General features: G+C 64.2%; 24 protein-coding genes and 1 other RNA gene. 11 read left to right on the forward strand and 14 right to left on the reverse strand.

The features are described 5' to 3' along the window. Positions 1-2: 2 nt before the first annotated feature. From dtd to KJP28_RS06830, 5 genes are all read right to left on the reverse strand, one after another. On the reverse strand, positions 3-440 hold the full coding sequence (gene dtd, locus KJP28_RS06810) for a D-aminoacyl-tRNA deacylase (RefSeq protein WP_218391824.1): 438 nt from the start codon (positions 438-440) through the stop codon (positions 3-5). Then, entirely contained in the window at positions 437-1,339 is a 903-nt protein-coding gene (locus KJP28_RS06815) for a carbohydrate kinase family protein (RefSeq protein WP_218391825.1), read from the reverse strand. The genes dtd and KJP28_RS06815 overlap by 4 nt, the downstream gene beginning before the upstream one ends. A 55-nt stretch (positions 1,340-1,394) precedes the next feature. Beyond that, on the reverse strand, positions 1,395-2,066 hold the full coding sequence (locus KJP28_RS06820) for a nitroreductase family protein (protein WP_218391826.1): 672 nt from the start codon (positions 2,064-2,066) through the stop codon (positions 1,395-1,397). A gap of 76 nt (positions 2,067-2,142) precedes the next feature. Next, the gene (locus KJP28_RS06825; protein ID WP_218391827.1) at positions 2,143-3,264 is read right to left on the reverse strand and encodes a TFIIB-type zinc ribbon-containing protein; all 1,122 of its coding nucleotides are present in this window, start codon (positions 3,262-3,264) and stop codon (positions 2,143-2,145) included. Beyond that, complete coding sequence (locus tag KJP28_RS06830) at positions 3,254-3,610, reverse strand: nuclear transport factor 2 family protein (RefSeq protein ID WP_218391828.1); 357 nt, start codon at positions 3,608-3,610, stop codon at positions 3,254-3,256. The genes KJP28_RS06825 and KJP28_RS06830 overlap by 11 nt, the downstream gene beginning before the upstream one ends. A 122-nt stretch (positions 3,611-3,732) precedes the next feature. Here KJP28_RS06830 and KJP28_RS06835 point away from each other — a divergent pair, with 122 nt between their 5' ends. Further along, complete coding sequence (locus tag KJP28_RS06835; RefSeq protein ID WP_255552263.1) at positions 3,733-4,269, forward strand: hypothetical protein; 537 nt, start codon at positions 3,733-3,735, stop codon at positions 4,267-4,269. A 99-nt stretch (positions 4,270-4,368) separates the two neighbouring features. Here the strand turns inward: KJP28_RS06835 and KJP28_RS06840 are convergent, their stop codons facing one another. The 6 genes from KJP28_RS06840 to KJP28_RS06865 all read right to left on the reverse strand — a co-directional run bounded on the left by KJP28_RS06840 (position 4,369) and on the right by KJP28_RS06865 (position 10,185). Further along, positions 4,369-5,469, reverse strand: coding sequence for an SPFH domain-containing protein (locus KJP28_RS06840; RefSeq protein ID WP_218391829.1), 1,101 nt, complete (start codon positions 5,467-5,469; stop codon positions 4,369-4,371). An 81-nt stretch (positions 5,470-5,550) separates the two neighbouring features. Beyond that, entirely contained in the window at positions 5,551-6,147 is a 597-nt protein-coding gene (locus tag KJP28_RS06845) for a hypothetical protein (RefSeq protein WP_218391830.1), read from the reverse strand. After that, complete coding sequence (locus KJP28_RS06850) at positions 6,144-7,022, reverse strand: DUF2927 domain-containing protein (RefSeq protein WP_218391831.1); 879 nt, start codon at positions 7,020-7,022, stop codon at positions 6,144-6,146. The genes KJP28_RS06845 and KJP28_RS06850 overlap by 4 nt, the downstream gene beginning before the upstream one ends. Before the next feature lie 59 nt (positions 7,023-7,081). Then, positions 7,082-8,272, reverse strand: coding sequence for a toxic anion resistance protein (locus KJP28_RS06855; RefSeq protein WP_418887920.1), 1,191 nt, complete (start codon positions 8,270-8,272; stop codon positions 7,082-7,084). A 15-nt stretch (positions 8,273-8,287) separates the two neighbouring features. After that, positions 8,288-9,172 carry a 5-bromo-4-chloroindolyl phosphate hydrolysis family protein gene (locus KJP28_RS06860; protein ID WP_218391833.1) on the reverse strand — a complete coding sequence of 295 codons (885 nt, stop codon included), beginning with the start codon at positions 9,170-9,172 and terminating at the stop codon, positions 8,288-8,290. 197 nt (positions 9,173-9,369) lie between these two features. Next, positions 9,370-10,185 (reverse strand): pseudouridine synthase, encoded by an 816-nt coding sequence (locus KJP28_RS06865; RefSeq protein WP_218391834.1) that lies wholly within the window; start codon positions 10,183-10,185, stop codon positions 9,370-9,372. Positions 10,186-10,248: 63 nt separating this feature from the next. On the opposite strand from KJP28_RS06865, the gene KJP28_RS06870 reads away from it, so the two are divergent. Continuing rightward, on the forward strand, positions 10,249-10,701 hold the full coding sequence (locus KJP28_RS06870; RefSeq protein WP_218391835.1) for a nucleoside deaminase: 453 nt from the start codon (positions 10,249-10,251) through the stop codon (positions 10,699-10,701). Here the strand turns inward: KJP28_RS06870 and KJP28_RS06875 are convergent. Beyond that, positions 10,691-11,602 (reverse strand): SDR family NAD(P)-dependent oxidoreductase, encoded by a 912-nt coding sequence (locus KJP28_RS06875; RefSeq protein WP_218391836.1) that lies wholly within the window; start codon positions 11,600-11,602, stop codon positions 10,691-10,693. The two genes, KJP28_RS06870 and KJP28_RS06875, sit on opposite strands and share 11 nt — an antisense overlap. Positions 11,603-11,730: 128 nt before the next feature. Here KJP28_RS06875 and KJP28_RS06880 point away from each other — a divergent pair, with 128 nt between their 5' ends. Next, entirely contained in the window at positions 11,731-12,582 is an 852-nt protein-coding gene (locus tag KJP28_RS06880; RefSeq protein ID WP_336245311.1) for a formate/nitrite transporter family protein, read from the forward strand. A gap of 36 nt (positions 12,583-12,618) precedes the next feature. On the opposite strand, the gene KJP28_RS06885 is transcribed toward KJP28_RS06880, so the two are convergent. Then, entirely contained in the window at positions 12,619-13,062 is a 444-nt protein-coding gene (locus KJP28_RS06885) for a GNAT family N-acetyltransferase (RefSeq protein WP_218391837.1), read from the reverse strand. Positions 13,063-13,142: 80 nt separating this feature from the next. Then, positions 13,143-13,835, reverse strand: coding sequence for a metal-dependent hydrolase (locus KJP28_RS06890; RefSeq protein WP_218391838.1), 693 nt, complete (start codon positions 13,833-13,835; stop codon positions 13,143-13,145). Between the two features lie 53 nt (positions 13,836-13,888). Here KJP28_RS06890 and KJP28_RS06895 point away from each other — a divergent pair, with 53 nt between their 5' ends. The 8 genes from KJP28_RS06895 to rpmG all read left to right on the forward strand — a co-directional run bounded on the left by KJP28_RS06895 (position 13,889) and on the right by rpmG (position 19,398). Further along, the gene (locus KJP28_RS06895) at positions 13,889-14,554 is read left to right on the forward strand and encodes a ceramidase domain-containing protein (RefSeq protein WP_218391839.1); all 666 of its coding nucleotides are present in this window, start codon (positions 13,889-13,891) and stop codon (positions 14,552-14,554) included. A gap of 41 nt (positions 14,555-14,595) precedes the next feature. Then, the gene (gene gatC, locus KJP28_RS06900; protein WP_218391840.1) at positions 14,596-14,883 is read left to right on the forward strand and encodes an Asp-tRNA(Asn)/Glu-tRNA(Gln) amidotransferase subunit GatC; all 288 of its coding nucleotides are present in this window, start codon (positions 14,596-14,598) and stop codon (positions 14,881-14,883) included. Then, the gene (gene gatA, locus KJP28_RS06905) at positions 14,883-16,370 is read left to right on the forward strand and encodes an Asp-tRNA(Asn)/Glu-tRNA(Gln) amidotransferase subunit GatA (RefSeq protein ID WP_218391841.1); all 1,488 of its coding nucleotides are present in this window, start codon (positions 14,883-14,885) and stop codon (positions 16,368-16,370) included. The genes gatC and gatA overlap by 1 nt, the downstream gene beginning before the upstream one ends. A gap of 33 nt (positions 16,371-16,403) precedes the next feature. Next, positions 16,404-17,180 carry a hypothetical protein gene (locus KJP28_RS06910; protein WP_218391842.1) on the forward strand — a complete coding sequence of 259 codons (777 nt, stop codon included), beginning with the start codon at positions 16,404-16,406 and terminating at the stop codon, positions 17,178-17,180. Further along, positions 17,152-17,868 carry an N-acetylmuramoyl-L-alanine amidase gene (locus KJP28_RS06915; RefSeq protein WP_218391843.1) on the forward strand — a complete coding sequence of 239 codons (717 nt, stop codon included), beginning with the start codon at positions 17,152-17,154 and terminating at the stop codon, positions 17,866-17,868. The genes KJP28_RS06910 and KJP28_RS06915 overlap by 29 nt, the downstream gene beginning before the upstream one ends. A gap of 12 nt (positions 17,869-17,880) precedes the next feature. Next, positions 17,881-18,279: RNase P RNA component class A (rnpB, locus tag KJP28_RS06920), an RNA gene on the forward strand. Positions 18,280-18,366: 87 nt separating this feature from the next. Next, positions 18,367-19,077 (forward strand): DUF533 domain-containing protein, encoded by a 711-nt coding sequence (locus tag KJP28_RS06925; protein WP_218391844.1) that lies wholly within the window; start codon positions 18,367-18,369, stop codon positions 19,075-19,077. 153 nt (positions 19,078-19,230) lie between these two features. Next, the gene (gene rpmG / locus KJP28_RS06930; RefSeq protein ID WP_008330537.1) at positions 19,231-19,398 is read left to right on the forward strand and encodes a 50S ribosomal protein L33; all 168 of its coding nucleotides are present in this window, start codon (positions 19,231-19,233) and stop codon (positions 19,396-19,398) included. The last annotated feature ends 102 nt before the right edge of the window (positions 19,399-19,500 follow it).

The following is a 19,500-nucleotide window of genomic DNA, read 5'->3' on the forward strand; positions in this document are numbered from 1 at the left end:
GCTCAGAACTCCATCCAGATCGTCACCGGCCCGTCATTGAGGAGCGACACCTTCATGTCCGCGCCGAACCGGCCTTGTGCGGTAGTCAGCCCGTGGCCGCGCATCTGGTCTGAGAAATATTCGTAGAGCCGCTCGCCGTCTTCGGGCGCGGCGGCGGTGGAGAAGCCGGGACGGTTTCCGCCGCTCGTATCCGCGGCGAGGGTGAACTGGCTCACCACCAGCACCGCACCGCCGATGTCGGAGACGGAGCGGTTCATCTTGCCGGCGTCGTCATGGAAGATCCGGCACTTGGCGACCTTGGCGGCGAGCTTGTCGGCATTCGCTTCGGTATCGCCGCGCATGGCGCAGACGAGGATGAGGAGGCCGGGATCGATCTCGCCCACCACCTCGCCATCGACGCGCACCGCCGCTTCGGTCACACGTTGCAGTAGCGCTCTCATAACTCGTGCTCCCACGGCGGGTTCGCACCGGCGCGCGAGACGGTGACGGCAGCGGCAGCAGCACCAAGCGCGAGTGCGTCGCGAAGCGTGTCTTCGGGCAGGGCCGCGAGGGCGTTCTTCGTCAGGCAGCCTGCGCGGTCCAGACCGGCCAGCAGCCCGGCGTTGAACGTGTCGCCCGCGCCGACCGTGTCCTCGACCACGACGCGGCGGGCGGGGACCGAGACCGCGCCGTTCTTCGTGTGCCCGGTCACGCCTTTCGCGCCTTCGGTCAGGCAGACGAGTTTCACGCCGAGCGCGATCATCCCGGCGACATCGAGGCCGAGCCAGTCCAAGTCTTCATCCGAGATTTTCACGATGTCGGCGGCGCCGATCATGCGCTCGATCCGGGCGCGGAAGCGGTTTTCGTCTTCGATGAAGTCCGGGCGGATGTTGGGGTCGATCATGGTCACGCGGGCGGGCGCTTCGCGCAGCATGAGCGCCTCGTATGCCGCGCCGCAGGGTTCGACGGGAAGAGAGATGCCACCGAAGAACATCGCACCCGCGCCGTCGGGGATCACGGGCAGGTCGGCTTCGGTCAGCATCCGGCCAGCGGTGTTCTCATCGAAAAACGCGTATTGGGCGTGGCCGTCGGTGAGTTTGACGAAGGCGAGCGTGGTAGGGCGGTCCGAGCGGATGGCGAGCGCGGTATCGACCTTCGACGCGGCAAGCGCATCGGTCAGGATCGCGCCGAACATGTCGGTGGAAATGCCCGAGAGGAAGCCGGACGCCGCGCCGAGACGCCCGAGCGCGATGGCCGTGTTCATCACCGCCCCGCCGGGATAGGGCGCGAAGGCCGGTTCGCCCGCGACCGTTTCACGGGGCAGCATGTCGATCAGGGATTCACCGCAGCACAGGATCATTTGGACCTCGGATGTTAGCGGTCACATGAGTAGCGAGGCGGGCGGCGCTTGTCCATCACCCGCGCCAGTCGACCCATTCGTCCAGAGGGGCGCGGGCCGTGCGGAAGCTGTTGGCGGGATGGTCGGGATCGCTGTAGCCGAAGGAGATGACGCAGAGCGCGAGCCGATCCTCGCCCAGCCCGAACCAGTCGTGCAGGAATGGCGAGAAGGCGGCCGGGGCGGCCTGTGCGATGGTGGCGATGCCGCGTGCCTGTGCGGCAAGGGTGAAGGCGGTGACGAAGCCGCCGGTGTCGAGCGCGCCATAGGCGCCGAGTTCCCGACCCGAAGAGATCATGGCGACATGGGGCGCGCCGAAGAAGGCGTAGTTCTTCATCATTTCGCGTGCCGAGCCGATCCGGTCGCCTTTTTCGACGCCGACCGCTTCGTAAAGCTGCCAACCGCAGGTGCGGCGGCGGTCCCGGTGTTCGCCCGAATAGCCTTCAGGAAAGGGCAGGTCCGGCGCGGGCTTGCCGCCCATCGCCTCTTTGGTCAGCGCATCACGCAGGGCGTCGGTCTCGTCCCCCGAGGTCACCGAGACCTGCCATGGCTGTGCGTTGCACCATGACGGCACGCGCTGGGCGGCGGTCAGGATAGCCTCGATGTCGGCGCGCGACACCCGGGCATCGGTGAAGGCGCGGCAGGAGTGGCGGGCGGTGAGGATGGATAGCAGGGTCTCGTATTTCGACATGGTTTCTCCTGGCGCTCATCAAGGGCGTGGCCCTTTCTTCGCGGGCCGAAGAGGCGGCACCGCCGCGCGGGTGAGGTTATTGGCTTTGGCTCGCGATATAGCCGACCACGGCGGCGGCGATCAGGCCGAGGATGACGGCGATGGTGATCTTGATCCACGACCAAGGGCGTTCGCCCTGCACCTTGCCGGAGCGGCCGTTGACGACGAAGCGGTAGGTCTTGCCCCGGTATTTGTAGGCGGCGAGCCAGACCGGGAGCAGCACGTGTTTGAAGGTGACGTCGCTGACGCTGGTATCGACGGAATGGACCCTCTGGCGGTCGCCGCCGATGTCGAACTTCACGTCGCGCAGAATCACCTGATCCATATGCATACGCGCCTCGGAATAGCCGTCGGGAAGCTCGACCGAATAGCCCTCGGCCCGGAACCCCGCGAGGTATTCGGGCCGATAGGGTTCGAGCGCGGCGAGATCCCATGGGGCGAGCCCGTCGGTAAAGCGCTTGGGCAGGGACCGGGAGGCGAGAACGAGCACGTCGTCGAAGAACCGCGCGACCCGACCGGATTTCGGGGACCAGCGCACGCGTTGTTCGCGCACCTGCACGCGCTTTCCGTCCCGCATCACGGTTTTGGTGACGTAGTAGACCGTGCCGCGCTCGCCCCGGTAGCGCGATTTCGTGTCGGCGTCGAAGGTCCAGTAGGGCACGTAGATGCCGGACATTTTGCGCCCCTTGCGGGCATATTGCTGCAAGCCGTTGGGGGCGAACCACAGCCGGCCCAGCCATTTGTTCATGGCGTCCCGCGCCGCGCTTTCCTCGACCGCGAAGGGGAGGAGGCCTTTGGGCTTGATGTGCCGGTGTGTGCCGGTGTCGGTCACGACGGGTGTTGCGCAGAACGGGCATTCATCGGCATGGGTGCGTTCGTCGAATTCCACCTGTGCACCGCAATTGGGGCATTTGGCGACGCGGGTTTCCTCGATCTCGGCTTCGGGCAATTGCGCGTCGAGGGCGGCGCGGAAGTCGAGTTCGTGAATCGCGGTGACGTGGCCGCCGTGCCCTTCGATCTCGACAACATTGCCGCAATGGTCGCATTTCAATTCGCCCGCCTGCGCGTCGAAGCGCATGTCTGCGCCGCATTGGTCGCAGGGGAAGCGGTGCTCTTCCTCGGGGGCGGTCACGTCGAAGGGGTTGGCGTCATCCTGCATGCTCAAAGCTCACGAGCTGGCCGATCTGTTTCTGGGTGGCGGTGGTGAAGCGGATCACGTGGCAGAAGAGCCGGGTTTCGCCATCACGGGTGAGGCGGCCCGAGACCGAGCCCGCCTTGCCGTGGGTGACGACCTGGTCCACTTCGACCCGCGTCAATCCGGTCTCGATGGCGGCGAGCACCCGGTCGCGCCCGGTGATCGCGCCCGCCGGACGCTCCCACGTTACGCCTTCGGCGACGAGTTCGCTTGGCAGGTCGCCAACGCCCATGAGCGCGAGCGCGATGTCTTCGGCGCGGGCGTTCTTTGGGCTGTTGCCACAATCGGCGGAGCGGATAACTTCGGTCACGGGGTCTCTCTGGCTCGCGGGTGATTTGGGGAAGTGGTAGCATGGGGCAGGCGGGTCGGGAACCGATCACCGTGCGCGGATCGCGCATTTGCAACTTTCCGTCGCGGGCTTAGGGTCGGGGCATGCTGATACGCGCGATCATGGGTCTTGTTCTGAGCGTCGTCGCCCTTCCGGCCGTCGCCGAGAACGTGGGTTTTCGATTTCTGTGGGAAGGGGCGAGCGGGTTCGAGATGGTCGGCGCGCTGGCCTTCGACGAGAGCCTCATGTCCGAACCGGTGATCTACGAGGGCGATCTGGCCTGTTTCGAGATCGAAGGGCGGCAGGATGGGGATGCGATCGGGCGCTTCGCGCTGGACATGGTGACGCTCGAGACCGATTGGCGGCTGACGTTCCTGCCGGGGCAGGGCGCCTTCGCGGTCTATTCGCTGGCGACCCCGACGCCGCAGGAATGGAACATGGACGGGTTGGGGACGAGCTGCGGCGAGGGCGGCTTCGGGTTCAACATCGGGAATTACGCTCAGGATCTGTGTCTCGACGGCAAGCTCCTCATCGCAAGCCAGATGCCCCCGCGCACGCCGTTTCCGGCGGTGCGCGACGACGCGGTGACGTTTTCGCCCGATGCCTGCCGGGACGCGATGATGCTGAGCGCGCTGGAATGACCTTGAGGGAGGCCCCGGATCAGGTCCGGGGCATTGGAAGCAAGAAACGCACGTCCCGGACTTGATCCGGGACCTCTCTGTGTCGGCCTCCGAGACGGCTTATGCGCCCGGCGGGGGCGGGGGCATCACCGTGAAGAGCGTGGCAAGCTCGGTGTCTTCGGCGCGAGTCCACCCGTCCTGACCAGCGGTCCAGACCAGCGTGTCGCGCGTCACCTCGCCCGTGCCTGCCTTCTGCCCCATCGTGGCGCGGGAAAAGGGGCCGGTCGTCGCTCCGCCCTCGGCGATGTGCCAGACTTTCTCGGCGGGGGGAGGTGGCGGCGGCGCGGCGTGCTGTGCGGCGGCGGGCGCTTGTCCCCATGGGCCTGCGGCCATGCCGGACATCGCCATGCCCATACCCATGCCCATTCCGGCGCCCATGCCTTCGGACGCGGCCCCGCCCTTTTGCAGAGCTTCGGCGGCGGACCATTTCATATGCTCGTCGAGATTGCCGGCCAGCCCGCGCGAAGTGCGTTTGTCCAGCGCCTCTTCGACCGCCGGGGGGAGCGAGATGTTCTCGATGTAGAATTCCGGGATCGACAGACCGTAATCGGCCACGATTTTCGATATTTCCGAGGCGACCATCTTGCCCAGTTCCATCGTGTTCGCGGCCATGTCGAGCACCGGGATGCCGGAGCCCGCGATGACGCGCGAGAACGCCTGCACGATGATGTTGCGGATCTGGAAGCTGACCTCGTCCATGGTGAATTCGCCGTCGGTGCCGACGATTTCGACGAGGAACTTGGACGGGTCCGAGACGCGCACGGAATAGGTGCCAAAGGCACGCAGGCGGACCGGGCCGAACTCCGGGTCGCGGCACATGATCGGGTTCTTGGTGCCCCATTTGAGGTCGGTGAACCGGGTCGTGTTGACGAAGTAGATCTCGGATTTGAAGGGCGATTTGAAGCCGTGATCCCAATGCTGAAGCGTGGTCAGGATCGGCATGTTGTTGGTTTCGAGCATGTAAAGACCGGGCGTGAACACATCCGCCAACTGGCCTTCATGGACGAACACCGCCGCCTGACCCTCGCGCACGGTCAGCTTAGCGCCATACTTGATCTCGTGCCCTTCCCGCTCGAACCGCCAGACCATCGTGTCCTGCGTGTCGTCGGTCCAGTGAATGACGTCGATGAATTCGCCGGTGAGAAAATCGAGAATGCCCATGTCCCAGGTCCTCTTTGCAATCGGTTGGGGTGACGATAGCACCGCGCCGGGAAGGGGCCAACCGGGATTGCGGAGATGTCGCTAATGGGTCTGGGATGAGGAAAGTGTCCGGCCGCTCACGTCCGATTTCGCCGCGCCAACCGGTTTACTGATCACCTCGTACATTCGGTTCACATTGTCGGTGCCCCATAGAATGTGTCCAAATTCCCAGCGCCATTTATACGAACCGAAGCGCGTCGAGCGTCGCTGCTTCAGCACCAGCGCGTGTCGTCTAGGCCAGCTATACCGATTGTTCTTTGTCAGTTTGAATTCGGATATATCAGAATAAGGCACTCGCTTTCTGAACTTCGGGGCGAGCCAAAGCACAGGGAAATCTACATACTCGCGCGTCAGTCTAATACACGCGTCCGCGCGTGCCTTGCGCGAGTAAGTCAGATTGTAGGCGGCAGTCCAAAAAACCAATGAATAAGCAAGAAAAAGAATGGCACTTCCGGGAATCCAGAGTGGCGCGTAGGTTGCGGCGCGGATTAGATCGGCGGGGCTTTCGGATAGCGTTCCAAGGGGAGCCAAAGAATACCAGAAAAACCACAGGGCAAAGGTTGCGCCACTCAACCAACGACGCGGTTCAAGGTTGAAAACCTGTGGCGCCTCCGTGTCAGACGAAACCTTGCCGGTCACACCCCGCCGCCCATGAGATCCTGCGCGATCGCCTCTACGATCGGGCGGGCTTCGGCCTCTGACATGCCGGGGCGCAGGCGGTCGTCGTAAAGCATTTTTAGCAGAATTTCGTCATGCGTGGTGAGGAAGCCGAATTCCTCGTCGTCGTTGAAGATCGAGGGGCGGGCCAGCGGGTAGTCGTTGGAGAGGCCCATACCTTGCGCGATTTCCTCCTGAATGCAGGAGGCGCGGAGCAGGTCCGGGTGTTCGGCCCGGATGATCGCGACCGCCTGATCGTAGGTGCCGTCCTGCTGCGGATCGGTCGCGAAGGCGAGGCAATAGGTCGATTGCGGCAGATTGATTACCGTGTTGAGCGCGGTGCGCGAGATGTTCGGCATGATCTGCCGCAAGCGTGGCTCGAGCGCGCGACGCTCGGCCTCGCTAACGATGAAGACATGGAAGTTGCCACGCGATCCGGTCGAGACCGGATGCCCCGTGACGCGCGAGAGACGGTTGGCGAAACCAACAAGTTCATGCTTGTCGCGTGCTTGTTTCACGGGGTCCATCGAGGGGCCGAATTCAAGCGTCAGGCGCACGGGCTTCGCCCAACGGTGAAGCTGCGAGGCGCTTTCCCGGGCGACGAGCGTGCCGCCTGCGTCCGCGTATTCCTCATAAAACGCGATGCGCAGGAAGTTTCGCACGATATCGCGTTTCGTGTAGGGCGTGTCGATCCCGCCGCCATCGGTTCGCAGAAGACCCTGCGCCAGAAGGCCGTTCTGGAGCCGTCCGTAATAGCTCACGAGTTCCGGCGACGGGCCACCGGCCTCGGGGACGGACATTCCGTCCGGACGCGGCGTGGGCGCCGGTGTGGTCGCCACGGCACCGGTTCCGGGCATGTCGCATCCCGCAAGAAGAGCGGCCGTGGACAGCGCCGCCAGACCCACACGCCAGTTTCTCACTTCGGAAGGGACTCCCCGAGTTCGTGACCGTCTGCGGTGCCGCGCGATTTGGCGGAGGCAAGCGTTGCCTTGAGTTCGGTCTCCATCTTCTTGAGTTCCTCTTCCGCTTCCGCGCGTTTCTTCTTGCCCTCGTCGGCGATCTGGAGGCTTTCCTCGATGGTCGCGATCAGGTCCTGATTGGCAGTCTTGATCGCTTCGATGTCGAACACGCCGCGTTCCATTTCTTCGCGCACCTGGCGGTTGGCCTCGCGCAGATTGGCGGCATTCGATGTCAGAAGCTCGTTGGTCAGGTCGTTGGCGTCTTTCACCGCAGCGGCGGCTTCGGACGACCGCTGGATCGTGACGGCCTGCGCGAGCTGGGTTTCCCAGAGCGGCACGGTGTTGACGAGCGTGGAGTTGATCTTGGTCACGAGCGACTTGTCGTTTTCCTGTACCAGCCGGATCGAGGGGAGCGACTGCATCGTGACCTGCCGCGTCAGCTTGAGGTCATGGACCCTGCGTTCGAGATCGTCGCGGGCCGCGCGCAGGTCGCGCAATTCCTGTGCCTTGATGACGCCCTGATCCTCGGGCGCGCCCTCGACCTCTTTTTCCTTTGCGGGAATGGTCGTTTCGTCCAGTTCCTTGAGCTTGGCTTCGCCTGCCGAGATGTAGAGCGCGAGTTCGTCGTAAAATTCGAGCGTCTTCTCATACAGCTTGTCGAGCGACTTCACGTCCTTGAGAAGCGTATGTTCGTGCCGGAGCAGGTTGTCGGTGATCTTGTCGATCTGGCCCTGAACGCTTTCATACCGGGCGGCGAATTTGGCGGCAGGCGCGGCGCGGCCCAGGATGCGTTCCCAGAACGTGCGCTTGCGGCGCATGTCGAGTTCGTTGACCGAGAAGCCGCGGATCGTGGTGACGATCGAACGCAGGCTGTCGCCGGCCGGTCCCACGTCCTTGTTGCGCACGCCCGAGAGCATTTCCTGGCTGATGACCTGCAATTCGGCCTGTGCGGACGAGCCGAATTCGATGATCGACTGGCTGTTCGCCATGTCGATTTCGCCCATCCGTTTGCGGATCGCGGCGCCCTGGGTCTCGTCGGCTTCTTCCAGCGCCACAAGCGCCGTGGACGGCTCCTTGAGCACCACCGCTGACAAGTCCTGAACCTCCTTGGTTTCGGTCTCGGCCTTTTTGAATGTCTTGTCGTCCATCATCTGTCCCAGTCCTTATTTTGCGACCACGCCTTCGCGGGCCAGCCTTTCCCGAAGCACTTCGATTTCGACGTTGAGATCGCTCTGGTCGTCGGTCAGCATTTTCTGTGTGCGGGCGGTAAAATTCGTCTCCAGATCGTCGAGGAGGGCGACATAGTCGGCCCGCGCCTCGGCGTCGCGGTTGCGCGCGTAGATGTCGGCGAACTTGGCCGTCGCGTCACGGGCACCCATCAGATAGACCGTGAGATACTTGCGCGCGGCGGTGAGGTCGCGGGGGTCGTTTTCGATCGTGCGGAACATGTGGCGGGCGGTGGCCTGAAAGCTGTCGACCCGGCGTTCGAGCTCGCGGTCCCTGGCGCGCAGGATGGCGTCCTTCATTGCGGCGAGGATCTTCTCGGCTTCGCCGACGGCGCGGGCGACGCGGTCGGTCTGAAACTCGTCAACGCCTTCCATGCCCTTGTTTTTCATCGGGTCCGGGCCGAAGGCGAAAATATGGAGGCCGAATCCGAGCACCGCGAAAATCACCGCTTCGGCCACGCCATGCGCCGCGAAACCGGCAAGTCCGAGACCGGCGGCGGTCAGGATCGAGCCGATGGTCTTGCGTGGCCAGGCGGGGCGGCGGGCGATCTTGCGCGCGTCATAGGCTTCCTGCGCGATCACGCCTTCTCGGGTGAGCCATGCGGCCAGAAGCATCAGCCCGGTCGCGCCGAGAAACATCGCCATGCCGACCGGTTCCTGAAAGAAAGCACGGAAGGCGAAGGGGAGCGGCGTGAGAAAGAGCGCGTTGACGCGGCCACCGGCGCGTGCGCGGGTCTGGCCGTCGAACGGGCTTTTCGGCACCGGTGTCTGCGACGATTCGGAGGCGTCGGGGCTGTATTTTCCGCCGAACCGCTGTGCCATCACGCACCTCCCGTGAGCGCGACGTATAGGATCAACGCCACGAGGAGGAAGTAGGACAATTTCTGCAAGCCGGACCCGGACACGGACCACCCCTCAGCCGGAAAATTCACCTGTTACTGACAGATATAGGGATGATGCTGCCGCGCGGCTAGGACGAATCCGGATTGGGGGCTTTTCTCTGCCGATTCCGCGCAGTGCTAGCCGCGGCGGGGCCGTTTCGCGTTGCCCGGTCTGCCGCCTTTGCGGCTCCTCACCGGCGCGGGTTTGGGTTTTTCGCCGGACAGGCCAAGCTGGTCGCGCACCACGCGGGGTTTGACCTCTTCGACCTCGCCCGCCTTCAATTCGCGAAGCTGGAACGGGCCGTAAGAGATGCGGATCAGGCGATTCACGGACAGGCCGACCGCCTCCATCGCGCGGCGCACTTCGCGGTTCTTGCCTTCGCGCAGGCCGACGGTGAGCCATGCGTTCGCGCCCTGTTGCCGGTCGAGCGTGACCGACATGCCCTGAAACCGTTCGCCGTCGACGGTGACGCCGTCGCGCAAGGGGGCGATCTGTTTTTCGTCAGGCGCGCCTTTGACCCGGACGCGGTATTTGCGCACCCAACCGGTCGAGGGGAGTTCCAGCCGCCGCTTGATCTCGCCGTCGTTCGTGAGGAGCAGAAGACCTTCGGAGGCGATGTCGAGGCGTCCGACGCTCATCACGCGGGGCATGTCCTCGGGCAGGTTGTCGAAAACCGTATCGCGGCCCTTCTCATCGCGCTCGGTCGTTACGAGGCCGGTGGGCTTGTGATAGAGCCAGAGGCGCGGGGGTTCGGGTTCGGACACCGGTTTGCCGTCCACCGTGATCGCGTCCTTCTCGGTCACGTTGAGCGCGGGGCTGTCGATCTGCTTTCCGTTCACCGCGACACGACCCGCCTCGATCATACGCTCCGCTTCGCGGCGCGAGGCGACGCCTGCGCGGGAGAGGACCTTGGCGATGCGGTCGCCGGGCGGTGTCTTGGATTGGTCGGACATGATCCCGCTCTAGGGCGCGCGTGCGGGCTTGTCCAGCGGCGCGGGGCAAGGCATGGAAGGCACATGGTCGGTTTTCGGACACATATGGACACGGCGTTGGACGAGGCGCGGGCGGCAGGTGCGCGGGGTGAGGTTCCCGTGGGCGCGGTCGTCGTGTCGCCGGGCGGCGAGGTCGTGGCAAGCGCCGGGAACCGGACACGCGAGCTTGCCGATCCCACAGCCCATGCGGAGGTTCTGGCGATCCGGGCGGCTTGCGCGGCGTTGGGGTCGGAAAGGCTCATCGAACACGACCTTTACGTGACGCTGGAGCCGTGCCCGATGTGCGCGGCGACGATCAGCTTCGCGCGTATCCGGCGGCTTTATTACGGTGCGGCGGACCCGAAATCGGGCGGCACGGCGCATGGGGCGCGGGTGTTTTCGCATCCGCAATGCCACCATGTGCCCGAGGTCTACGACGGGTTGGCGGCGCGGGAGGCGGAAGATCTTCTGAAGGAATTCTTCGCGCCTAGACGCTGACGCCGGTCAGTTTTTCGCTTTCTTCCCAAAGCCTTCTGGCGACATCTTCACGCTCGGCATAGGCTGCGGTTTCTGCCGGGCCAACGCGGCCCTTGAGGCCGCCCCATTGCTGCGGGCCGTAATAGCCGCCGCCTGTCACATCCGGCGAGGTCGCGGCAAAAAGCGTGCCTTCGGCGGCCTTTTCCGGGACGTGGGACAGGAGCGGCACGACGGTTTTGCCCGCGATCCAGCCAAAGACGGGAATGGTTGCAAGGCGGTCATAGACGCCTTGCGTGCGGGCGAAGCCGGGGTGCGAGGCGACGGCGGTGATGCCCCATCCATTCGCATCCGAACGACGCTGCAATTCCTTGGCGAACATCAGGCAGGCGAGTTTGGTCTTGCCGTAGGCGACCATCGGTTTGAACGCCTTTTCGCTTTGCAGGTCGTCGAAGTCGAACTCGCCGTATTTGTGTGCGCCGGAGGCCAGCGCGACCACGCGTGGGTCTGTGCCTTTGCGCAAAAGCGGCAAAAGTCCGAGGGTGAGCGCGAAATGGGCGAGGTGATTGACGCCTAACATCATTTCAAACCCGTCCTTGGTCTCGGCGCGCTTCAACTCGGCCATGACGGCGGCGTTGTTGATGAGCACGTCGATATGATCGAGGTCGCGGTTCGCAGCCTCCACGAAGGCCCGGACGGAGGACATATCGGACAGGTCGACGGTCATATGCGCCAGCCGCGCCTTCGGGTGGCGCGTGGTGATGCCCGCAATGAGTTCGATGGCCCGGTCGGGCGAACGACCGGCGACGATGACATCCGCGTCGTGGGCCGCGAGCGTCTCGATGATGGCGGCGGCCAGCCCGCTCGTGCCGGTCACGAGAAAGCGGCGTCCCGCAAGGTTGCCCATATCATCCGTCGTCCACATGTCGCGCGTCCTTTCCAGCTGGTCCCATTCACCTAGGGCCGCGACCTCGGCACCGCAACTCATCAAGGTGAGTGAACAAAAACCGCCCTTCGCGCGTAGAGGAGTGGGACAGAACGAGGACTCCGAGCGTGACTGAAGAAGAAAACGTCGAGAAGGAAGAGGAAATTCGCGAGGCGGCAAGCCTGTCCGCACTCACGATGTACGAAGTCGTGCGGCGGGAAGGCGAGGAGGAGCTCGAGCGCGAGCCCCTGTCGCTTTTGTGGTCGGGGATTTCTGCGGGTGTGGTCATCAGCCTGTCTCTTCTGGGTGAGGCGATCCTGCGGACCTACCTGCCTGCGGCGTCATGGGCGTATCTGATCGAGAACCTCGGCTATTCGCTGGGGTTCATCGTGGTGATCGTCAGCCGGATGCAGCTTTTCACGGAAAACACGCTCACCACCGTTCTGCCGCTCCTGGAAGAGTTTTCCCGGCGGGCCTGGTTCCGCACGGCGCGGCTCTGGGCGGTCGTGCTGGGCGCGAACGTGATCGGGGCGTTCCTGATCGCGCTCTTTTTCGCCTATTCGGGAGCGATCAACGAGGAATTCGTGCCCGCGATCCTGTCGCTATCCGAACATGCGACGGGCATGGGCGCTTGGGAAGGGTTTGTCAAAGGCATTCCGGCGGGCGTGCTGGTGGCGGCCATCACGTGGATGCGGCCGGAAGCGCGGGCGTCGCAGGTGACGATCATCATGCTGTTTACATGGCTGATCGCGGCGGGGGATTTCACGCATATCGTCGCAGGCTCGGTTGAGATGGCCTATCTCATGGTCATCGGCGAGCTTGCCGTCGCGCCAGCGATCCTCGACTTCTTCCTGCCAGTGCTGGCGGGCAATATCGTCGGGGGGACGGCGATCTTTTCGGGGCTGGTGTATGGCCAGACCCGGCGCGACCGCAAGAACCACCGGCCCTGGCGGATGCCGAGGCGCGATACCCGGCGTTGATTGGGCGAACACCGGAAGCGCAGCGTCGCGGATGTGCTATGGGCGGATTTCATGGGTTGCGGTCGAGGACGACGACCGGCCAAATCCGACCGCGTCGTAGAAATACACGCCCTGCGCGGTATCGGTGCGGAGCCGGACGAGGGGAAAGACCCCGCGTGCGTGGTCAAGCAATTGGTGGACCAACTCGGACGCGATTCCCTGACGGCGGGCCGATGGGCGCACGTAGACGTGACGGATGCGCCCGGTGGACCGGTCCGGGGGATAGGGATCGACGGTCAGGCCGCCTATGGCGACGAGGTCGCTGCCGCGCAGCACAGCCAGCAGCGTTTCCCCAGGCGCGTCGAAGCGTTGGATTCCGTCGCGCCAATCCCGATCCAGCCGGTCGAGAAAGCGAAACCCTTCGCCCCGCGCCGTGTCGCGCATGCCATGAAACCCCATTGGCAGATCGTCGTGACAGCGGATGGTTCGACGCGTGTCCATTTCATTGCCTCGCATGCAACAGAGCCGGGGACACACGCCCGGCGTTAAGGTCATGGCAGACGTCTGCGCCACGACCCGGATCAGATCTCGATCGGGGTCATGACCTCGGGTTCGATCACGTTCACGCCGGTCAGGGTCGCATGCATCACGTCGGCGTTCTGTTCGAGCAGCGGGAAGGTGCGGTAGTGGCAGGGGATCACGGTCTTGAAATCGAAATACCGCTTGGCCGCGTAGGAGGCGCGCGCCATGTCCATCGTGAAATGCCCGCCCGCGCAGAGGATGCCGATGTCGGGTTCATGGACATCCGCCATCCATTCCATGTCGGCCATGATGTCGGTGTCGCCGGAGACATAGATCGTGTGGCCCTCGCCTTCGATCATGTAACCGCTTTCGTGGCCCATGTAGCGGGGCCCGTCTGCCGTCTGCTGGGCCGAACTGTGGGTGGCGTTGACCATTGTCACCTTGACCTTGCCGAGCGCGACCGTGCCGCCCTTGTTGAAGCCGACCGTCTCGATTTCGTGCCGGGCGCTCCAGTATTGCATGAGGTCGAAGATGCCGACGCAGGGGATGGACTTGTCGCGACAGATCGCGGGGGCGTCCGCCGCGTGGTCCTGATGCCCGTGGGTGACGAGGACATGGGTCGCGCCGTCGAGGGCGGGGGCATACTGGTCCTCGGACAGCATCGGGTTGTTCTCGAGCCAGGGGTCGATCAGGAGCACCTGATCCTCGATCTCGATGCGGAAACTTGCATGTCCAAGCCAGATGATCTTCATGGGGTGTCCTCCTGTCGTCTGGCGGGATCGTAACACGCGGGAAAGGTTTGTCGATGGATTGGACCGCAACGGTCGACGTCTATTGCGAGAGGCTGGATGCCGGGTTCTGGGCCGAGCCATTGAACGCGGTGACTAACCTGTCTTTCCTGGTCGCGGCGGGCGTCATGGCGTGGCGGTTGCGCGGGTCCGGGCTTGTGAAAGCATGGCTCCTGGTGGCGATCCTGACTGCCATCGGCGTGGGGTCGTTTCTGTTCCACACGTTCGCCACGCGCTGGGCCGGTCTGGCGGACACGCTCCCCATCGCGCTGTTTCTCTTCGCGCATACCTATGCCACGGCACGCGATATCCTTGGGCTCGCGCGGTGGAAGGCGGTGGCGGTCATGTTTGGCTTCATCCCCTTCGCGGCGCTTCTGTATCCGGTTCTCGATCTTCTGCCGTTCTTCGGCAGTTCGATCGCCTATGTTCCGGTGCTTCTCTGGATCGGGCTTTTCGCGTTCCTCACCCCGCGCCGGGCGAGCCGGAATTTCGGGGTGGCTTTCGTGATCCTCGCCCTGTCGCTGACGGCACGAAGCCTCGATGAGCCGTTGTGTGCGTCCATTCCCTTCGGCACCCATTTCCTGTGGCATATCCTGAACGGCGTGCTTCTGGGCTGGCTGATCGAGACCTACCGGCGCGGCGCCATCCAAGCCCCGCTTGCGAAGGCCGTCCTCGGGGGCTAAACCCGCCCCGACCGAAGCCCCTTTTCCAGACGGAGGCACCCATGTCGATCGACAAGGACACCGCGCGCAAGGTCGCGCATCTGGCCCGTATCCGGGTGGAGGAAGATGACCTCCCCGCGCTGGCCGACGAATTCAACACTATCCTCGCGCTGATCGAGGATATGAACGAAGTGAACGTGGACGGGGTGGAGCCGATGACCTCGGTCACGCCGCAGCGGCTCAAACGTCGCGAGGACGTGGTGACCGAAGGCGATCAGGCCGACCGTATCCTGTCCAACGCCCCCGACGCCCGCGAGGGCTTCTTTGCCGTGCCGAAGGTGGTGGAATAATGGCCTATCTGAACAAGATGAAAATCGCCGAGGCGCGCGATGCGTTGAAAAAGGGCGACGTTACCTCGGTTGAATTGACCGAAGCCTGTCTCTCGGCAATCGACGCCGCCGGTGCGCTAAACGCCTTTGTCCACAAGACGCCCGAGATCGCGATGGAGCGTGCGAAGGCCGCCGATGCGCGGCTGAAGTCCGGGGATGCGCCCGCGATGTGCGGTATCCCCGTGGGGATCAAGGACCTGTTCTGCACAAAGGGCGTCGAGAGCCAGGCTGCTTCGGGCATTCTCGAGCATTTCAAGCCCGAGTACGAATCCACCGTGTCGCAGAACCTTGCGGATGCGGGCGCAGTGATGCTGGGCAAGCTCAACATGGACGAATTCGCGATGGGATCGTCCAATGAGACCAGCGTTTACGGCAACGCGGTGAACCCGTGGCGGCGCGGAAACGAAGATACGGCGCTGACCCCCGGCGGCTCGTCCGGCGGATCGGCCAGTGCGGTTGCCGCCGATCTGTGCCTCGCTGCGACCGGCACCGACACCGGCGGCTCGATCCGCCAGCCTGCCGCCTTCACCGGCATCACCGGGATCAAGCCGACCTACGGGCGGTGTTCGCGCTGGGGGATCATCGCCTTTGCCTCGTCGCTCGATCAGGCCGGGCCGATGACCAAGGACGTGCGCGACGCGGCGATCATGCTGGAAGCCATGTGTTCGCACGACCCGAAGGATTCGACCTCGGCGGATATCGCCGTGCCGGATTTCGAGGCGATGCTGACCGGCGACATCAAGGGAAAGGTGATCGGCATTCCCCGCGAATACCGCATGGACGGGATGCCAGACGAGATCGAGAAGCTCTGGGCCGATGGCACCGCGATGCTGAAGGATGCGGGTGCGCGGATCATCGACATCAGCCTGCCGCACACGAAATACGCGCTGCCCGCCTATTACGTGATCGCGCCCGCTGAGGCGTCGTCGAACCTCGCTCGCTATGACGGGGTGCGTTACGGCCACCGTGCCAAGCTTGAAAGCGGCGAAGGCATTGTCGACATGTACGAGAAGACCCGCGCCGAAGGGTTCGGGGCCGAGGTGAAGCGCCGGATCATGGTCGGCACCTATGTGCTCTCCGCCGGGTTCTATGACGCCTATTACAACCGCGCGCGCAAAGTGCGCACGCTGATCAAACGGGACTTCGACGAGGCGTTCGAGCAGGGCGTGGATGCGATCTTGACACCGACGACACCGTCTGCCGCCTTCGGTCTGGGCGAGATGGCCGATGCCGATCCCGTGCAAATGTATCTGAACGACGTGTTCACGGTCACCGTGAACCTCGCCGGACTGCCGGGTATTTCGGTGCCTGCAGGGCTCGACTCCAAGGGGCTCCCGCTCGGTCTGCAACTGATCGGGCGTCCGTGGGAGGAAGGTGATCTGCTGAATACCGCTTATGCGCTGGAGCAGGCCGCCGGATTTGTTTCCAAGCCGGAGAAATGGTGGTAAATCGCGCCCAAAGTTTTGCGGAGCAGTAATCCCATGCGTTTGATCGCGACAGTTTCCCTTGCGGCGCTGGCACTTGCCGCCTGCACCCCGACCATGCCCGACAGCGGCGCGGGGTCGAGGGAAACGCAGCTTTCCGGCGGGCCCGCCATTCCGGCGGCGGCCTCGGTGTCGGCACAGCCATTGGTTAGCGAAGGCGCGGCGATTGCCGCCGAGACCAGCGCGGCGCTTGGCCTGTCCACGCAAAGCCAATCCGGTGGTGCGCCCATGTCGGCGATGTCGCCGTCCGCCACGTCGGCGGATGGCACGACCGGGTCCGCCTCGGTCGCGACCGTCGAGGATGGCACGCAAGTAACCAATCCGGGTGCGGCGCTGTCGGACGAGCAGAATTTCCAGGCGGTTGCATCGCGGGAAACGATCGAATCCGACGCCGAGCGGATCGCGGAGAACCGCGCGAGATACGTTCAGATCGAGCCGACGCAATTGCCGCAGCGTGAGGGCGGGAATGGCGCGTCCATCGTGCAATACGCGCTCAAGACCAACAACCCGCTGGGTCAGCAGATGTATTCGCGCACGGGCTTTGCCGCTGAAGCGCGGTTCCAGCGCAATTGTGCGAAATACACCTCGCCGGACCGTGCGCAGGAAGCATTTCTCGATGCGGGCGGTCCTCAACGTGACCGGATGGGAATCGACCCCGACGGTGACGGGTTCGCCTGTTACTGGGACCCGACACCGTTTCGCGAAGCCCGCAACGGTGCGCCCGAAGTCGTGACGCAATACGTGGATGTCGAAACCCCCGGCGTCTCGGAATAAGCCGCGCTGGCATCCGTCGCCGAACCATGGCGAGCGGCGCGATGGGCTGAGGCCCTCCCTGATCGTGATCCATTACACCGCGATGTCGAGCGCCGAGGCGGCGCTGGAGCGGATGTGTGCGCCCGAGCACGAGGTGTCGGCGCATTACCTGATCGCGCGGGACGGCGAGGTCGTGCAGCTTGTCGAGGAAGACCGCCGGGCGTGGCATGCGGGCGCGGGGCAATGGGCCGGGGCGGGGGATGTGAACTCCCGCTCGATCGGGATCGAGTTGGACAATTCCGGGGATGTGCCGTTTTCCGAGCCGCTGATGTCTGCGCTGACCGCACTTGTGGCGGCGATCCGAGGGCGTTGGGATATTCCGCGCGAGGGGGTCATCGCCCATTCCGACTTCGCACCGGAGCGGAAGGCCGATCCCGGTGCGCGGTTCGACTGGCGGCGGCTCGCCTTGAGTGGGCAGGCGGTCTGGCCGGAGCCGGGTTCGGATGTGGACGATGTGTCTGATGACGCGTTCCTGTCGGCGCTCGAACGGTTCGGCTACCCCGCAGATGCTGGCACCCAATGCCTTCTGACGGCGTTCCGGCTCAGGTTCCGGCCTTGGGCGCAAGGCCCGCTCGACGCGACCGACGTGGCGCTTGCGAAAGACCTTGCCGCCCGCTTCGGCGTTGACCGGACGCATCCGAGCGCCTAAGTCAGCCTTCGCGCGGATGGCCGGACGATCGCCGGGAAGGCGGGGAACCGTCTTTCGGGAGGAAAGTCCGGACTCCACAAGGCAACGGTGCCGGGTAACGCCCGGCCGGGGCAACCCGAGGGAAAGCGCCACAGAGAACAAACCGCCTGGGTAAATCGCTCGCGCGATGAACCCCGGGTCAGGCTGAAACGGTGGGGTAAGAGCCCACCGCGCGACCGGCAACGGAAGCGGCACGGCAAGCCCCACCGGGAGCAACGCCAAATAGGGACCTCACGCCCGGTGACGGGCAGGGCTGTCTTGGCCCGGAGGTCCGGGTTGGCGGCTCGAGGCGTCTGGCGACAGGCGCCCTAGAGGAATGATCGTCGGCCCCGCAAGGGGTTACAGAATCCGGCTTACAGGCCATCCGCGCGTTACAATCCGCCGATAAAAATCGAGAATGTTGCGCGACGCCGGTATTCGGCGCAGGGTAGTATCGGACTTATCACAAAGGGGATTGCCATGAGTTTCGTTCGTACATTGGCCACGCTGGCGGTTGGCTTCGCTGCCGCGAAAGGCGTTCAGAAAATGAAAGATTCGGGCGGCATGGACGGGATGCGCAAGGCGATGCGCTCTGCCGGAGACAAGGGCGGCATGGCCGACCAGATGGGCCAGATGGCCGAGCGCATGGGCTTTCCGGGTGGCGCAGACGCCGTGCGCGACATGATGGGCAAGTTCGGCAATCAGGCCGCCGACATGTCGGAAAGCACCGAGGCCGGTCTGGGGTCGCTGTTCAACGCCATGTCGGGCGCTGCCGCTGCCGGGGCCGGGTCGATGTCGGACATGTTCGCTTCGGTCACAAAGGGCACGCCGGTCGGACAGGCCAGCGAGGAGAACGCGAAGCTGATGATCCGCGCCATGATCATGTCGGCCAAGGCCGACGGCGAGATCGACGCCACCGAGCGCAAGAAGATCCTCGACTCGCTGAACGATGCCAGCGACGAGGAGGTGGCCTTTGTCGCCGAGCAACTCGATGCGCCGGTGGATCCGATGGCCCTTGCTCAGGATGCCGGCACCAATGCTTCGGCACAGGTCTATTCCGCCTCGCTCATGGCGATCTCGGTCGATACCGATGCCGAGCGCGCCTATCTCAAGAACCTCGCGACCGGCTTGCAGCTTTCGGATGAAAAAGTCGCCGAGATTCACGAGACGATGGGCAAGGCCAAGCCGTAACGACGCGCCGGGCGCAACGCAGGGCGCGGCGCGCGCGGAAACTTGGGCACACGCCGGATTCTGTGGTTGACTCGCAGCCCCGGAGCATTAAAAGGCGGGCTTCAAGGTTTTATCCGAGCGCGGTGCTTCTGCGTTCGATGAGGAGCAAGACACATGGCGAAGCCGACCACGATCAAGATCCGCCTGAACTCGACCGCGGACACGGGCCACTTCTACGTGACCAAGAAAAACGCGCGCACCATGACCGAGAAGATGACCGTACGCAAATACGATCCGGTCGCGCGTAAGCATGTCGAGTACAAGGAAGGCAAGATCAAGTAAGCCTTCTGGACAACCAGACGAAACGCCGCGCGGCCCAACCGGGACCGCGCGGTTTTTCTTTTTGACGACACGATCCGCGCCGGTCCCTCAAGAACAAGACGA

Source organism: Maritimibacter dapengensis, from assembly GCF_019218265.1.
Lineage (GTDB): Bacteria > Pseudomonadota > Alphaproteobacteria > Rhodobacterales > Rhodobacteraceae > Maritimibacter > Maritimibacter dapengensis.

Bases quoted from the DNA above. Each gene is read 5' to 3' on its own strand.
- dtd (WP_218391824.1), bottom strand. From the start codon at position 440: ATGAGAGCGCTACTGCAACGTGTGACCGAAGCGGCGGTGCGCGTCGAT.
- KJP28_RS06915 (WP_218391843.1), top strand. From the start codon at position 17,152: ATGTCGAAACCCCCGGCGTCTCGGAATAAGCCGCGCTGGCATCCGTCG.
- rpmG (WP_008330537.1), top strand. From the start codon at position 19,231: ATGGCGAAGCCGACCACGATCAAGATCCGCCTGAACTCGACCGCGGAC.
- gatA (WP_218391841.1), top strand. From the start codon at position 14,883: ATGGCCTATCTGAACAAGATGAAAATCGCCGAGGCGCGCGATGCGTTG.
- KJP28_RS06840 (WP_218391829.1), bottom strand. From the start codon at position 5,469: ATGGGCATTCTCGATTTTCTCACCGGCGAATTCATCGACGTCATTCAC.
- KJP28_RS06820 (WP_218391826.1), bottom strand. From the start codon at position 2,066: ATGTCGAAATACGAGACCCTGCTATCCATCCTCACCGCCCGCCACTCC.
- KJP28_RS06875 (WP_218391836.1), bottom strand. From the start codon at position 11,602: ATGTGGACGACGGATGATATGGGCAACCTTGCGGGACGCCGCTTTCTC.
- KJP28_RS06895 (WP_218391839.1), top strand. From the start codon at position 13,889: ATGGATTGGACCGCAACGGTCGACGTCTATTGCGAGAGGCTGGATGCC.
- KJP28_RS06850 (WP_218391831.1), bottom strand. From the start codon at position 7,022: ATGCCCGGAACCGGTGCCGTGGCGACCACACCGGCGCCCACGCCGCGT.
- KJP28_RS06860 (WP_218391833.1), bottom strand. From the start codon at position 9,172: ATGGCACAGCGGTTCGGCGGAAAATACAGCCCCGACGCCTCCGAATCG.
- KJP28_RS06835 (WP_255552263.1), top strand. From the start codon at position 3,733: ATGCTGATACGCGCGATCATGGGTCTTGTTCTGAGCGTCGTCGCCCTT.
- KJP28_RS06890 (WP_218391838.1), bottom strand. From the start codon at position 13,835: ATGAAGATCATCTGGCTTGGACATGCAAGTTTCCGCATCGAGATCGAG.
- KJP28_RS06870 (WP_218391835.1), top strand. From the start codon at position 10,249: ATGGTCGGTTTTCGGACACATATGGACACGGCGTTGGACGAGGCGCGG.
- KJP28_RS06815 (WP_218391825.1), bottom strand. From the start codon at position 1,339: ATGATCCTGTGCTGCGGTGAATCCCTGATCGACATGCTGCCCCGTGAA.
- KJP28_RS06925 (WP_218391844.1), top strand. From the start codon at position 18,367: ATGAGTTTCGTTCGTACATTGGCCACGCTGGCGGTTGGCTTCGCTGCC.
- KJP28_RS06910 (WP_218391842.1), top strand. From the start codon at position 16,404: ATGCGTTTGATCGCGACAGTTTCCCTTGCGGCGCTGGCACTTGCCGCC.
- gatC (WP_218391840.1), top strand. From the start codon at position 14,596: ATGTCGATCGACAAGGACACCGCGCGCAAGGTCGCGCATCTGGCCCGT.
- KJP28_RS06825 (WP_218391827.1), bottom strand. From the start codon at position 3,264: ATGCAGGATGACGCCAACCCCTTCGACGTGACCGCCCCCGAGGAAGAG.
- KJP28_RS06865 (WP_218391834.1), bottom strand. From the start codon at position 10,185: ATGTCCGACCAATCCAAGACACCGCCCGGCGACCGCATCGCCAAGGTC.
- KJP28_RS06885 (WP_218391837.1), bottom strand. From the start codon at position 13,062: ATGGACACGCGTCGAACCATCCGCTGTCACGACGATCTGCCAATGGGG.
- KJP28_RS06855 (WP_418887920.1), bottom strand. From the start codon at position 8,272: ATGGACGACAAGACATTCAAAAAGGCCGAGACCGAAACCAAGGAGGTT.